This is a genomic window from Micromonospora sp. NPDC050980 (genome assembly GCF_040653835.1).
Lineage (GTDB): Bacteria > Actinomycetota > Actinomycetes > Mycobacteriales > Micromonosporaceae > Micromonospora.
On the sequence record NZ_JBFAGS010000003.1, the window covers coordinates 9,525 to 22,815 of the forward strand.

Annotated in this window: 11 protein-coding genes; 6 read left to right on the forward strand and 5 right to left on the reverse strand. The window is 74.6% G+C overall.

Annotation, left to right across the window (positions count from 1 at the left end; translation table 11 throughout):
* Positions 1–143: 143 nt before the first annotated feature.
* From AB0H28_RS06495 to AB0H28_RS06515, 5 genes are all read left to right on the forward strand, one after another.
* Positions 144–593 carry a ferritin-like domain-containing protein gene (locus AB0H28_RS06495; RefSeq protein ID WP_358035924.1) on the forward strand — a complete coding sequence of 150 codons (450 nt, stop codon included), beginning with the start codon at positions 144–146 and terminating at the stop codon, positions 591–593.
* A 69-nt stretch (positions 594–662) separates the two neighbouring features.
* Positions 663–1,247: a PadR family transcriptional regulator gene (locus tag AB0H28_RS06500; RefSeq protein ID WP_358035195.1), complete on the forward strand. Its 585-nt coding sequence runs from the start codon at positions 663–665 to the stop codon at positions 1,245–1,247.
* Between the two features lie 22 nt (positions 1,248–1,269).
* A complete protein-coding gene (locus AB0H28_RS06505) occupies positions 1,270–1,992 on the forward strand; it encodes an ABC transporter ATP-binding protein (protein ID WP_358035198.1) in 723 nt (240 codons plus the stop codon).
* Positions 1,989–4,667, forward strand: coding sequence for an FtsX-like permease family protein (locus tag AB0H28_RS06510; protein WP_358035201.1), 2,679 nt, complete (start codon positions 1,989–1,991; stop codon positions 4,665–4,667). The genes AB0H28_RS06505 and AB0H28_RS06510 overlap by 4 nt, the downstream gene beginning before the upstream one ends.
* Positions 4,668–4,717: 50 nt before the next feature.
* The gene (locus tag AB0H28_RS06515; protein ID WP_358035204.1) at positions 4,718–5,185 is read left to right on the forward strand and encodes a nitroreductase family deazaflavin-dependent oxidoreductase; all 468 of its coding nucleotides are present in this window, start codon (positions 4,718–4,720) and stop codon (positions 5,183–5,185) included.
* 3 nt (positions 5,186–5,188) lie between these two features.
* On the opposite strand, the gene AB0H28_RS06520 is transcribed toward AB0H28_RS06515, so the two are convergent.
* Positions 5,189–5,905 (reverse strand): VIT1/CCC1 transporter family protein, encoded by a 717-nt coding sequence (locus tag AB0H28_RS06520; RefSeq protein WP_358035207.1) that lies wholly within the window; start codon positions 5,903–5,905, stop codon positions 5,189–5,191.
* Positions 5,902–6,759, reverse strand: a complete 858-nt coding sequence (gene map / locus AB0H28_RS06525) for a type I methionyl aminopeptidase (RefSeq protein WP_358035210.1) — start codon at positions 6,757–6,759, stop codon at positions 5,902–5,904. The genes AB0H28_RS06520 and map overlap by 4 nt, the downstream gene beginning before the upstream one ends.
* Positions 6,760–6,823: 64 nt before the next feature.
* Between map and AB0H28_RS06530 the strand changes: the two genes are divergently transcribed.
* Positions 6,824–7,168 carry an STAS domain-containing protein gene (locus AB0H28_RS06530; RefSeq protein WP_358035213.1) on the forward strand — a complete coding sequence of 115 codons (345 nt, stop codon included), beginning with the start codon at positions 6,824–6,826 and terminating at the stop codon, positions 7,166–7,168.
* A gap of 13 nt (positions 7,169–7,181) precedes the next feature.
* Here the strand turns inward: AB0H28_RS06530 and AB0H28_RS06535 are convergent, their stop codons facing one another.
* The 3 genes from AB0H28_RS06535 to AB0H28_RS06545 form a co-directional block, all read right to left on the reverse strand.
* Positions 7,182–10,841, reverse strand: coding sequence for a SpoIIE family protein phosphatase (locus AB0H28_RS06535; protein ID WP_358035216.1), 3,660 nt, complete (start codon positions 10,839–10,841; stop codon positions 7,182–7,184).
* A 249-nt stretch (positions 10,842–11,090) separates the two neighbouring features.
* Positions 11,091–11,858 carry a 3-oxoacyl-ACP reductase gene (locus AB0H28_RS06540; protein WP_358035218.1) on the reverse strand — a complete coding sequence of 256 codons (768 nt, stop codon included), beginning with the start codon at positions 11,856–11,858 and terminating at the stop codon, positions 11,091–11,093.
* Positions 11,859–11,863: 5 nt separating this feature from the next.
* Positions 11,864–13,210 (reverse strand): aldehyde dehydrogenase family protein, encoded by a 1,347-nt coding sequence (locus AB0H28_RS06545; protein ID WP_358035926.1) that lies wholly within the window; start codon positions 13,208–13,210, stop codon positions 11,864–11,866.
* Between the last annotated feature and the right edge of the window lie 81 nt (positions 13,211–13,291).

Below are 13,291 nucleotides of genomic sequence, written 5' to 3' on the forward strand. Positions count from 1 at the left end.
GCACCGAGCGAAGCGAGGGCCGTGAGCGCATGCCCAGCCAGCACCGCATGAGCGAACGCACCGAGCGAAGCGAGGGCCGTGAGCGCATGCCCAGCCAGCACCGCATGAGCGAACGCACCGAGCGAAGCGAGGGCCGTGAGCGCATGCCCAGCGCGAGCCCGTCCACCGACCCGACCCGGGCGTTCGCCGACGTGCTCGCCGCCGAGTACGCGGCGGTCTGGGCGTACGGGGTGATCGGCGTGCACCTGGCCGACACGGCCCGCTCGGCCGCCCGGGCCGCCGAGGCGGCTCACCGGTCCCGCCGGGACGCGCTGGTCCTGCAACTGGCCGAGGGTTCCGGGCAGGTCCCGGCGGACCGGGCCGGCTACGCGCTGCCCTACCCGGTGACCGACCGGGCGACCGCGTTGCGGCTGGCCGTGGAGGTCGAGGAGCGTACCGCCGGCCACTGGCGGGCCGCGCTGCCGCACACCGCCGGCGCGGACCGGAACACGGCGCTCGCCGCGCTCACCGACTGCGCGCTGCGGGCCACCCGCTGGCGCCGCACTGCCGGCGTGAGCCCGATCACCGTCGCGTTTCCGGGTCGGCCGGCCTGAACGCGGCGCCGGTCACCCTCGGAAGCCCCGCGGTTGCGGGTCGCATACCAGGTATGCATACTCCAGGCCATGTCCATCCGCCACGGCCTGCTCGCCCTGCTCGAACGCGGCCAGATGTACGGCTATCAGCTGCGCGCCGCGTTCGAGGAGTCGACCGGGTCGACGTGGCCGCTCAACATCGGGCAGGTCTACACCACCCTGGCCCGGCTGGAACGCGACGGCCTGGTCCGCCCGCTGCCGGAGAACGAGAGCGGACAGCGGCCGTACGAGATCACCGACGCCGGGCGGGCGGACCTGGCGCTCTGGTTCGCCACCCCGATCAGCCGCGCCGACCGTCCCCGGGACGAACTGTCGATCAAGCTGGCCCTGGCGTTGACCACCCCCGGGGTGGACGTCCGGGCGGTGGTGCAGACCCAGCGCAGCGCCACCATGCGCGCGTTGCAGGAGTTCACCCGGTTGAAGTACGCCAGCGACAAGCCGGAGGATCTGCCCTGGCGGCTGGTGCTGGACGCGATGATCTTCCAGGCCGAGGCCGAGGTGCGCTGGCTCGACCACTGCGAGACGAGCCTGGTCCGCCACCGTCCGGCGCCGGCCCGACCCACCACCGCCCGCCCCGAAGCGGTGGACCGGGCCGGTGACGAGGCCCGCCGGTGACACGACACGGAGGTCGGCGGAGATGAGCGCGGTGCTGGAGCTTCGCGAGGTGCACCGGACGCACGGCGCCGGTGAGGCCGCGGTGCACGCGCTGCGCGGTGTAAGCCTCACCGTGACGGCGGGCGAGTTGGTGGCGGTGATGGGCCCGTCCGGCTCCGGCAAGTCGACCCTGCTGGCTCTCGCCGGCGGCCTGGACCGGCCCACCGGCGGCGAGGTGCTGGTCGAGGGCGAGGCGCTCGGCGGGCTGCCGGCCCGCGAGCTGGCCCGGCTGCGCCGCCGCCGCATCGGGTACGTCTTCCAGGACCTCAACCTGCTCGGCAGCCTGACCGCGGTGGAGAACGTGGCGCTCCCGCTGGAGCTGGACGGCGTCGGGGTGCGGGCGGCCCGCCGGCTGGCCCTGGCCGCGCTGCGCGAGGTCGGCGTCGCCGGTCAGGCCGACCGGTTCCCCGACCAGATGTCCGGCGGCCAGCAGCAGCGGGTGGCGATCGCCCGGGCGTTGGTCGGCGACCGGCGGCTGGTCCTCGCTGACGAGCCGACCGGCGCGCTGGACTCCCAGGCCGGCGAGGCGGTGCTGCACCTGCTGCGCCGCCGGGTGGACGACGGCGCCGCCGGCGTGCTGGTCACGCACGAGGCCCGGCACGCCGGCTGGGCGGACCGGGTGGTCTTCCTGCGCGACGGCGTGCTGGTCGACTCGACCGCCCCGCTGATCGGCATCGAGCACCTGCTCAGCGGCAGCGGCCGGTGACCGCCGGCCGCCTCGCCGCGGCCCGCGGCTCGTGGCGTACCGCGTTGCGGATCGCCCGCCGCGAGGCCCGCCGGTCCCGCCGGCGCACCCTGCTGGTGCTGGTGATGATCGCGCTGCCGGTGCTCGGGCTCAGTTTCGCCGCGGTCAGCTACGACATGTCCGACCTGACCCGGTCGGAGCGGATCGACCGCCGGCTCGGCGCGGCCGACGCCGAACTGCGCTGGAACAACCTCGCCCCGGTGAAGCAGGACGCGTGGGGCGAGCAGTCCTGGCCGGTCGCGGGCGAACCGGTGCCCCGGGCCCGGCCGGTCACCGCCGACGAGTTGCGGTCGCTCCTGCCCGCCGGCAGCAGGGTCACCCGGGTGAGGTGGTGGGTGGCGTTCGAGACGCGGCTCGGCCGGAAGAAGGTGTCGATCGACGCGCGGGCCGTCGACCTGACCGATCCGCTCGCCCGGCCGCTGGCCACGGTCCACGAGGGTCGGCCACCGGTCCGACCGGACGAGATCGCGGTCAACCCGGCCGCGCTGCGCCGGCTGGACACCCGGGTCGGTGCGCCGGTACGCGCCGTCGACGGCACCACCTACCGGGTGGTCGGGGTGGTCGAGTTCCCGGACAGCCTGCGCGAGATGGCCACCATGGCGGACCTGGCCCCGACGGGACCGCCGGCCGAGGAGAGCTGGCTGGTGGACCTGCCCGGGACGCCGGATCGGGGGCTCGTCGACCGGCTGAACGCGCAGGGCGTCCAGGTGGCCGCCCGGCACCCGCTGCCCGGGCGGGACGAGTTCACCGCGGGCACGACGCTGCCGGACGCGGAGCAGACCGGCGTCTCGGTGCTGGTCGGCGGGCTGGGCCTGCTGGAGGTGGTGCTGCTGGTCGGCCCGGCCTTCGCGGTCGGCGTACGCCGCCGGCGGCGGGACCTCGCGCTGGTCGCGGTGGCCGGCGGGGACGCGGCCCACCTGCGGCGGATCGTCCTCGCCGACGGGGTGGTGCTCGGCGCCGGCGGGGCCACGCTCGGGCTGCTGCTCGGTGTCGGGACCGCGTTCGCCGGTCGCCCGCTGGTCGAGCAGTACCTGGTCCACGAGCGCTTCGGCGCGTACCGCGTCTTCCCGGCCGCGCTGGCCGCGATCGCCGCGGTCGCGGTGCTGGCCGGCGTGCTGGCGGCGCTCGCGCCGGCCTGGGCCGCGGCCCGGCAGGACGTGCTGGCCGGCCTGGCCGGCCGGCGCGAGGCGCCCCGGCCGCGCCGCCGCTGGCTGCTGCTCGGCGCGCTGCTCACCGTCGCCGGCACCGCGCTGGCCGCGTTCGCCGCCACCCGCACCTCGCCGACCGGGGTGCTGGCCGGTGTGGTCCTCGGCGAGCTGGGGTTGGTCTTCTGCACGCCGACGCTGGTCGGGGTGCTCGCCCGGGCCGGCCGGCTGCTGCCGCTGACGCCCCGGCTCGCGCTGCGCGACGCCAGTCGCAACCGGTCGTCGGCCGCGCCGGCCATCTCCGCCGTGATGGCGGCGGTCGCCGGCAGCGTCGCGCTCGGCATCTATGTGGCCAGCGACGATGCCCGGGAACGGGCGCTCTGGCAGCCCGGCCTGCCGCCGGGCCACCTGATGCTCCGATCCGGCGGCTCACCGGACGGCACGCTGCCGGCGGTCGGCACGATCGCCGGACGGGTCCGGGCGGTGCTGCCGGACGCCGACGTGACGGCCGTCGCCGTTCCCGAGTGCGCCCGTCCCGCCGCACCGGACGACTACTGCTACGCGGTGGCGGTGCGCCCACCCGAGGAGCGCTGTCCCTATCAGCCGTTCGAGTCGGGGCCTCCTTCGGCCCGCGACGACCCCCGCTGCCGCCAGCCGTTCCGGGAGCCGAACGACGTCTCGCTGCCGGCGCTGGTGGACGACGGCACGGCGCTGCCCGCGCTCACCGGCGCCCCGGCCGACGAGGTGGCCGCCGCGCGCCGGACACTCGCCGCGGGCGGCGTGGTGGTCACCGACCCACGCCAGGTGGTCGACGGGCAGGTCCGGGTCGAGGCCACCCACAGCTCCGGCGCCCCGACGGCCGTCCGCCTCCTGCCCGGCCACGTGCTGCGCGGCGGCCTCCCGGTGGACCGGCTGGTGCTCTCCCCCGCCGCGGCGGAGGCGCTCGACCTGACCGCCGCGCCCACCGGCTACCTGGTGGACACCACCGGCCCGCCCACCGCCGGGCAGCGTGAGCGGTTGGCCGACGAGCTGGCCGACACGGTCCCGCTGTCCGTGGAGATCGCCACCGCCGGCCCGCCGTACGACCAACGGCCGCTGCTGCTCCTGCTGGCCGTCGCCTCCGGGATCATCACGCTGGGCGCCGCGGCGGTCGCGACCGGGCTGGCCGCCGCCGAGGGCCGTCGGGACCTGTCCACGCTCGCGGCGGTGGGCGCCGACCCCCGGGTACGCCGGGTGCTGTCGCTCTGCCAGGCCGGCGTGATCGCGGTGCTCGGCTCGGCGCTCGGCATCATGGCCGGGCTCGGCTCGGCCGTCGTCATCCTGGCCTCGCTCAACCAGCGGTACGCGCAGTCCTGGCCGGTGCAGCCGCCCTACCCGGTGACCGTGCCCGGCCTCACCATGGCCGTGCTGGTGGTGGTGCCGCTGGTGGCGATGGCCGGCGCGGCCCTGCTCACCCGTTCCCGGCTGCCGATCGAACGCCGCCTGGACTGACCGGCCGCCCAAGGGGTGACGGGCGGCGGCGGGGGCGGCACACTGGGCGGGTGTCCGCACTGGGATCCCTCACCCGCCGCCTCGGTCACCAGCGGTGGTTCGCCACCACCATGCGGGTGCTCGTCCCCGCCGACCGGCTGATCGGCCGGCTGACGAAGGGGCGGGTGGTCGCGTTCGGGCTGGTGCCCACGCTGGTGCTCACCTCCACCGGCCGCCGCTCCGGCAAGCCCCGCAGCAATCCCCTGCTCTACGTCCCGGACGGCGACGCCTACGTGGTGATCGGCTCCAACTGGGGGCAGCAGCACCAGCCGTCGTGGACGTTCAACCTGCTGGCCCAGCCGGCCGCCGAGGTCGACGTCAGGGGGCACCGAATCCCGGTGCGCGCCGAGCAGGTCGTCGGCGCGGAACGGGACCGGCTGTTCGACCGCCTGGTGCGGGAGTGGCCGGCCTACCGCACGTACGTCGAGCGGGCCGGTGGCCGCGAGATCAAGGTCTTCCGCCTCGTGCCGACCGCCTGACGGTCAGCCCAGGCCGCCGCCGACGCCGATCAGGGTGCCGATCAGATAGGTGGCGCCGGCCGCCAGCGCGCCGAGCAGCAACTGCCGCAGGCCGCTGGTCCACCAGGACCGGTAGGTGAACCGGGCCACGATCGCCCCGGCGAGGAAGAGCCCCACCCCGCCGACGGCGAGCGCCAGCCACAGGCTGGTGAAGCCGAGCAGGTAGGACAGCAGCGGCACCAGCGCGCCGATCGAGAAGCAGACGAACGACGAGATCGCCGCCGCCCACGGGCTGGGCTGGTCGTCGGGGTCGACGCCCAACTCCTCCCGGACGTGCACCCGCAGCGCCTCCTCCGGGTTGCGCCGCACCGCCTCGGCGACCTGGGTGGCGAGGTCACGGGGCAGCCCCCGGGCGACCCAGACGTCGGCCAGCTCGCGGGCCTCCGCCTCCGGGTGCCGCTCCAGCTCGCGGCGCTCCTTGGCCACCTCGGCGGCCACCTGCTCGTTGGCGGAGCGGACGCTCGTGTACTCGCCCAGGCCCATCGAGATGGCGCCGGCCACCAGACCGGCCGTGCCGGTCAGCACCACACTGCGCGGCGACACCCCGCCGCCGCCGACGCCGGCGATCAGGGCGATGTTGGTGACCAGACCGTCCATCGCGCCGAAGACGGCCGGCCGCAGCCAACCGCCGGACACGTCCGCGTGGTGCGCCTCGCGCAGCGCCGCCGGGGTCTCGGTCACGGCAGGGTGAGGATCTCGTAGCCGTCGTCGGTCACGACGATGGTGTGCTCGAACTGTGCCGTCCACTTCCGGTCCTTGGTGACCACGGTCCACCCGTCGTCCCACATGTCGTACTGGTGGGTGCCGATGGTGATCATCGGTTCGACGGTGAACGTCATGCCGGGCTCCATCACGTCGGTGGGTCGCGGGCTGTCGTAGTGCGGCACGTAGAGACCGCTGTGGAAGGCCTCCCCGATGCCGTGACCGGTGAAGTCGCGGACCACCCCGTAGCCGAACCGCTTGGCGTACGACTCGATCACCCGGCCGATGACGTTGATCTGCCGGCCCGGCGCGATCGCCTTGATGCCGCGCATCATCGCGGTGTGGGTCCGCTCGACCAGCAGCCGGGCCTCCTCGCTCACCTCGCCGACGCAGAAGGTGGCGTCGGTGTCGCCGTGCACGCCGTCGAGGTAGGCGGTGACGTCGACGTTGATGATGTCGCCGTCGCGCAACTCGGTGGAGTCCGGGATGCCGTGGCAGATCACCTCGTTGAGGCTGGTGCAGCATGACTTAGGGAAGCCACGGTAGCCCAGCGTGGACGGGTAGGCGCCGTGGTCGCAGAGGAACTCGTGCACCACCCGGTCGATCTCGTCGGTGGTCACCCCGGGCTTGCAGTGCTCGCCGGCGAGCTGGGTGGCCCGGGCCGCGAGCCGACCCGCCGCGCGCATCTTCTCGACGGTCTCCGGCGTCTGCACGTGCGAGCCACGCCACTCCTGCGGCCGTTTCTTGCCCACGTACTCCGGGCGGGGGATGTCGGCGGGAACCGCCCGCCACGGGGAGAGCGTGCCGGGGGTCAGCGGCGCACGGACGGTCATGCCCTCAGCCTATCGCCGAGGACGTCGTGACCCCCGCCACGGCCCCTCCGCGCAGGTTGTTGCCGTGCCGCAAGTGCTGTGCCATTGTTGCTGCGTGGATCAAGGGGGTGCTGCGCCCGTCTTTTCCGTGACCGCTGAGGGCGACGGCGACCGGCTTCGCGTCCAGGTGACCGGCGAGGTCGACATGGCGACCGCCGACACCATGTTCCGGACCGCGCTGCGCGAGCCCGCCCGGCGACTCCTGCTCGACCTGCGGGCGGTCACCTTCTTCGACTCGGCCGCCATCCACGCCGTGGTCCGACTCTCCCAGCGGTTCCCGGACGCGCTCACCGTGCTGCCGTCCCGGCAGGTCCGGCGGGTGCTGGAGATCTCCGGCCTGGGCGAGCAGGGCTGGCTGGGCGACGCCTGAGCCGGCCGCCGGCCTAGTCCGCCAGTCGGCGCCGCAGCGTCAACTCGGTGCCGCCCTCGGTGCGGGTCACGCTCATCTCGCCGAGCGCCTGGATCAGCGTCAGCCCGCGCCCGCGGAAACTCGACCCGCTCGACTCCCGCCACCGCCCGGTGTCCCGGACGGTGGCGGTCACCGTGCCGTCGGCGATGGTGACCTCGACTCCGATGGTCGGCTCGACCGGGTCGACCGGGTGCTCAATCGCGTTCGCCGCGGCCTCCGAGATCGCCACCGTGAGGTCGAACAGGTCGGTCTCGCCGACCTGGTGGGCGACGAGGAAGTCCTCCAGCCGCTTGCGCAGCACGCTGAGTCGGGTCGGGTCGGCCGGCAGGCGCAGCGCGAAGCGGTTCAGCTCGGCCGCCTCCAGGGCCAGCACCGCCACGTCGTCGTGCCGCTCGCGCCCCGCGACCCGCTCCACCACGGCGTCCACCAGATCGGCGACATGCTCGCCGCGCCCGGTCGCGTCGGCCCGCAACTGGTGCAGGCCGGCGTCGATGCCGGCCTCCCGGTCCTCGATCAGGCCGTCGGTGTAGAGCAACAGCCGGCCGCCGGGGGCGAGTTCACCCTCGACGGTCCGGTAGGTGGTGCCGGGAATGGCCCCGATCGGCGGTCCGAGGGCCCGATCGTGCAGGAACGCCACGCCGTCTCCTCCGATCAGCAGGGGCGAGGGGTGACCCGCGCTGGCATACCGCAGCCGGCCGGTGCGCGGGGAGAAATCGAGGCACACCACGGTGGCGAAGGAGCCGCCGCCGGTGGAGTGGACCAGCCGGTCGAGCCGGGTCAGTGCCTCGCCCGGGTCGTAACCCTCCAGCACGTACGCCCGCAGCGCGTTGCGGAGCTGACCCATCGCGGCGGCGGCCCGCACGCCCTTGCCGACCACGTCGCCGATCACCAGCACCAGCTCGTCGTCGGGGGTGCCGATCACGTCGTACCAGTCGCCGCCGACCTCGACGTCGGCGCTGCCGGGCAGGTAGCGGCTGGCCACCACCGCGCCGGGCAGCTGCGGCAGGGTACGCGGCAGCAGGCTGTGCTGGAGCGTGGTGGCGATCCGGTGCTCGGCCTCGTAGAGCTGGGCGTTCTCCAGCCGGACACCGACCAGCCGGGCCAGCTCGGTCAACGCCGCCTGCTCGGTGCCGCCGCCCTCGCGCCGCCACACCCGCAGCTCGCCGAGCTGCTCGCCGGTGGTGCCGGTGAGCGGCAGCACGCTGGACGGCTCGGCCGGCAGGTCGACGCCGGTGTCCTCCTCGTGGCGCGCCCCGGTGGCGACGACGAGCACCCGGTCGGCCTCGGCCAGGCTGAGCGCGTGCTGGGCGGCCACCCGCACCACGTCGACGGTGGACCGGGCGGTGTTGACCGCCACCGCCGCGTCGGCCAGTGCCCGCAGCCGGCGGATGATCTGCCCGCGGAGCTGACCCAGCTCGACGTTGGACCGGACCCGGGCCACCAGTTCCTGGCTGGAGAAGGGCTTGGTGAGGTAGTCGTCCGCACCGGCGGTGAGCCCGGCGACCTCCTCCGCGGCGCCGGCGCGGGCGGAGAGCATGACGATCGGCACGTGCCGGGTGCCCGGGTTGGCGCGCAGCGCGGAAACCAGCCCGAAACCGTCCAGCCGGGGCATCATCACATCGGTCAACACCAGATCGAACGGATGCTCCACGGCCAGCCGCAGCGCCTCCACGCCGTCCGGCACGGCCACCACCTCGTATGCCGGGGAGAGCAGCCGGCTGACGTGCTCGCGCAGGTCGGCGTTGTCGTCGGCGAGCAGGACCCGACCGGCGCCACCCGGCGTGCCGGACGCCTCGGGCAGCCCGGTGGGCCGGGCCACCTCGTCGGTCCAGAGCGCCGTCTCGGCCACGTAGAGCCGGGCCTGCTCCGGTTCGCCGAGCGGCACCCGGGACAGGGCGGAAACCCGGTCGGCGGGCAAATGCGCGTAGCCGAACGGGACGGTGACGGTGAATGTGGTGCCGCCGTCGACGACGCTGCGCGCGGTTGCCGTGCCGCCGTGCATCTCGACCAGCTCACGCACCAGCGCGAGCCCGATGCCGGTGCCCTCGTGGGTGCGGGAGCGGGCCCCGGCGACCCGGTGGAACCGTTCGAAGACCTGCGGCAGCTCCTCCGGCGCGATCCCGACCCCGGTGTCGCTCACCTCCAGCACCGCGGCGCCGGCGCCGGAACGCATCCGGACCCGGATCTCGCCGTCGAAGGTGAACTTCACCGCGTTCGACACCAGGTTGAGGACGATCTTCTCCCACATGTCCCGGTCGACGTAGACCGGCGCGGGCAGCGGCGGGCAGTCGACCACCAGGCTCAGCCCGGCGCGCTGGGTGGCCGAGCGGAACGTGCTGGCCAGCCGGGACGTGTAGTCGGACAGGTCGGTGGGCTGGTAGCGGGCGGCCAGCCGGCCGGACTCCAGCCGGGAGAAGTCGAGCACCGTGTTGACCAGCTTCAGCAGGCGCAGCGCGTTGCGGTGCATCACGGTCAGCCGCTCGGTGTAGCGCTCGGGCAGGTCCCGGTCGGCGAGCAGGTCCTCCAGCGGGCCCAGGACGAGAGTCAGCGGGGTCCGGAACTCGTGGCTGACGTTGGCGAAGAAGTTGGTCTTGGCGCGGTCCAGCGCGGCCAGCTCGGCGGCGCGGGCCCGCTCCTGCTCGTACGCCCGCTGCTTGCCCACGGCCCGGGACACCTGCGCGGCGACCAGATCGACGAAGTGCCGGTAGTCGGCGCCGAACGGCAGCCGCCGGGCCACGCCCAGCAGCAGCACACCGGCCGGCTCGTTGGTGGCGGTCAGCGGCAGCAGCAGCGCCTGGTCGGCGGCGTCGGCCGGGACCGCGCCGGGCAGGTCGGCGGTGGCGACCCAGCGCGGCGCGGTCAGCGGCGCACCGGCGGTCGCCCCGGGCCAGCCGGCGAAGTCGGCCGGGTCCACCCCGGCACAGCCGGCCAGCTCGGCGACGCCGTCGGCGTCGTGCAGCCAGATCGCGCTGAACGGCACGTCGGCGCGGTGCGAGCCGAGCACCCGGGCCACGGCCCGGCCCAGCTCCCGCGTGCTCGGCACGTCGCCCAGCTCGTTGCCCAGCTCGGCCAGGGCGCGCAGCCGACGCTCGCCGAGCACCCGCCCGGTGGTCTCGTTGACGAAGCAGAAGATGCCGTTGACGGCGCCGTCGGCCTCCCGGATCGGGTCGTAGGAGACGTCGAAGTAGACCTCTTCCAGGAAGCCGTGCCGGTTGATCACGAAGGGGTGGTTCTCGCCCCGGTAGGGTGCCCCGGTGCCGCGCACGCCGTCCAGCAGCGGACCGAGGACGTCCCAGGTCTCCGCCCAGTGCAGCCGGGCGGGCTGCCCGATCACGGCCGGGTGCTTGTCCCCGATGGTGGGCCGGTAGGCGTCGTTGTAGAAGGCCAGGTGCTCCTCGCCCCAGAAGACCACCATCTGGGCGCGGGACGCCAGCATGGTGCTCACCGCGTGGCAGAGCGCCGGGGTCCAGCGGTCGGGGGTGCCGAGGCCGGTCGCCGCCCAGTCGAAACCGCGCAGGCGCTCGCCCATCTCGCCGCCGGCGGCGAACGCGGCGGTCAGCAACGGCGGCAGTGACGACCCGTCGGCCGCCGGGGACGATCGACCGACGCCCCCGCCCCCCTGGGCCGCGCCCATGCAGCCTCCCGCTCCGGCCATGTCCATCGACGGCCGGCGCGAACGCGCCGACCGTCCCCGCCTACTACCCCGGCGGACGAGCAACGTAACGCACGCGACCCGGTGGACGCTGGTTACCTCCGCCTCATCCTGTCGTAACCGGGGGGTGGGGGGCGAGCCGGGAGGGGCCGCAGGTCGGCCGACTGTGATCTGGCCGACATCGCGGCCCGGACCAGCGGTGACCGGCCCCGGCTCACCGTGCCGGCCCGCTCACAGTGGCGTGACGTACGCGCCGGTGATGCCGCCGTCGACCACGAACTGCGCGGCGGTCATGAAGGAGGCGTCGTCGCTGGCCAGGAACGCCACCGCGGCGGCGATCTCGGTCGGGTCGCCGAACCGGCCCATCGGCACGTGCACCAGCCGCCGGGCGGCCCGCTCCGGGTCCTCGGCGAACAGCTCCCGCAACAGCGGGGTGGCGACCGGCCCGGGGCAGAGCGCGTTGACCCGGATGCCCTCGCGGGCGAACTGCACGCCCAGTTCCCGGGTCATCGCCAGCACCCCGCCCTTGCTCGCCGTGTAGGCGATCTGCGACGTCGCCGCGCCCATCAGCGCCACGAACGACGCGGTGTTGATGATCGAGCCCTTGCCCTGCCGGCGCATGTGCGGGATCACGTGCTTGCAGCACAGATAGACGCTCGTGGTGTTGACCCGCAGCACCCGCTCCCAGGCGTCCAGCCCGGTCTCCAGGATCGAGTCGTCGTCCGGCGGCGAGATGCCGGCGTTGTGGAAGGACACGTCCACCCGGCCGTGCCGGTCCACCACGCCGTCGAAAAGGTCGCGGACCGCCGCCTCGTCGGCCACGTCGGCGGCCACGAACTCACCGCCCACCTCGTCGGCCGCCCGCGTGCCGGCGTCGGCGTCGATGTCCACGCAGACCACCCGAGCCCCCTCGGCGGCGAAGCGCCGCACGGTGGCCAGCCCGATGCCGCTGCCCGCGCCGGTCACCACCGCCACCCGGTCGGAAAGTCGTCCCTGCACGGTGATCACTCCTCGGTGCCGATGAACACGTTCTTGACGTCGGTGAAGGCGTGCAGCGCATCCGGGCCCAACTCCCGGCCGAGGCCGGAGCGCTTCATCCCGCCGAACGGGGTCCAGTAGCGCACCGAGGAGTGCGAGTTGACGCTCAGGTTGCCCGCCTCGACCGCCCGGGCCACCCGGACGGCCCGGCCCACGTCCCGGGTCCAGATCGAGCCGGAGAGCCCGTACTCGGTGTCGTTGGCGAGCCGGATCGCGTCCGCCTCGTCGTCGAACGGGAGCACCGAGACGACCGGGCCGAAGATCTCCTCACGCCAGTGCCGGTCCGCCGGTGAGCCGGCGAGCAGCACCGTCGGGGCATACCAGAAACCGGGGCCGTCGGGGCGGGAGCCGGTGAACGCCACGTCGGCGTCGTCGACGTACCCGGCGACCCGGTCCCGGTGCGCGGCGGAGATCAGCGGACCCATCTCGGCGGTCGGCAGGGCCGGGTCCTGCACCCGGAACGCCCGCACGGCCGGTTCGAGCAGTTCCAGGAAGCGGTCGTACACCTGGCGTTGGACCAACAGCCGGGAGCGGGCGCAGCAGTCCTGGCCGGCGTTGTCGAAGACCGCGGACGGCGCGGTGGCCGCCGCCTTCGCCAGATCGGCGTCGGCGAAGACGATGTTCGCCGACTTGCCGCCCAGCTCCAGCGTCACCCGCTTCACCTGCTCGGCGCAGCCGGCCATGATCCGGGTGCCGACCTCGGTGGAGCCGGTGAAGCAGACCTTGCGGACCGCCGGATGGGTGACGAACCGTTCGCCCACCACGCTGCCCTGCCCGGGCAGCACGGTGAACACGCCCTCCGGCAGGCCGGCGTCGAGGGCCAGCTCGGCCAGGCGCAGCGCGGTCAGCGGGGTCAGCTCGGCCGGCTTGAGCACCACCGTGTTGCCGGCGGCGAGCGCCGGGGCGAAACCCCAGCCGGCGATCGGCATCGGGAAGTTCCACGGCACGATCACCCCGACCACGCCCAGCGGCTCGTGGAACGTGACGTCGAGCCCGCCGGGCACCGGGATCTGCCGCCCGGTCAGCCGCTCCGGCGCGCCCGCGTAGTAGTCGAGCACGTCCCGGACGTTGCCGGCCTCCCAGCGGGCGTTGCCGATGGTGTGTCCGGCGTTGCGCACCTCCAGGTGCGCCAGCTCCTCCAGGTGCGCGTCGACCCGGGCGGCGAAGCGCCGCAGCAGCCGCGCCCGGTCCCCCGGCGCCACGCTCCGCCACGTCTCGAACGCGGCGGCGGCCCGCCCGACGGCCGCGTCCACGTCAGGCACTCCCGCGGCCGGCACCTCCCCCAGGCTCGCCCCGTCGACCGGTGAGATCACCTCACCCACGCCTCGCCCCCACTCTCCACTCGCCGTTCTCCCCCCAAATTCCGCCTCGCGGATCCGGTGGCTCGGCACGCC

Coding starts and splice junctions, on each gene's coding strand:
- AB0H28_RS06495 (WP_358035924.1), top strand. CDS start 144: ATGCCCAGCGCGAGCCCGTCCACCGACCCGACCCGGGCGTTCGCCGAC.
- AB0H28_RS06500 (WP_358035195.1), top strand. CDS start 663: ATGTCCATCCGCCACGGCCTGCTCGCCCTGCTCGAACGCGGCCAGATG.
- AB0H28_RS06505 (WP_358035198.1), top strand. CDS start 1,270: ATGAGCGCGGTGCTGGAGCTTCGCGAGGTGCACCGGACGCACGGCGCC.
- map (WP_358035210.1), bottom strand. CDS start 6,759: ATGACCGTCCGTGCGCCGCTGACCCCCGGCACGCTCTCCCCGTGGCGG.
- AB0H28_RS06535 (WP_358035216.1), bottom strand. CDS start 10,841: ATGGGCGCGGCCCAGGGGGGCGGGGGCGTCGGTCGATCGTCCCCGGCG.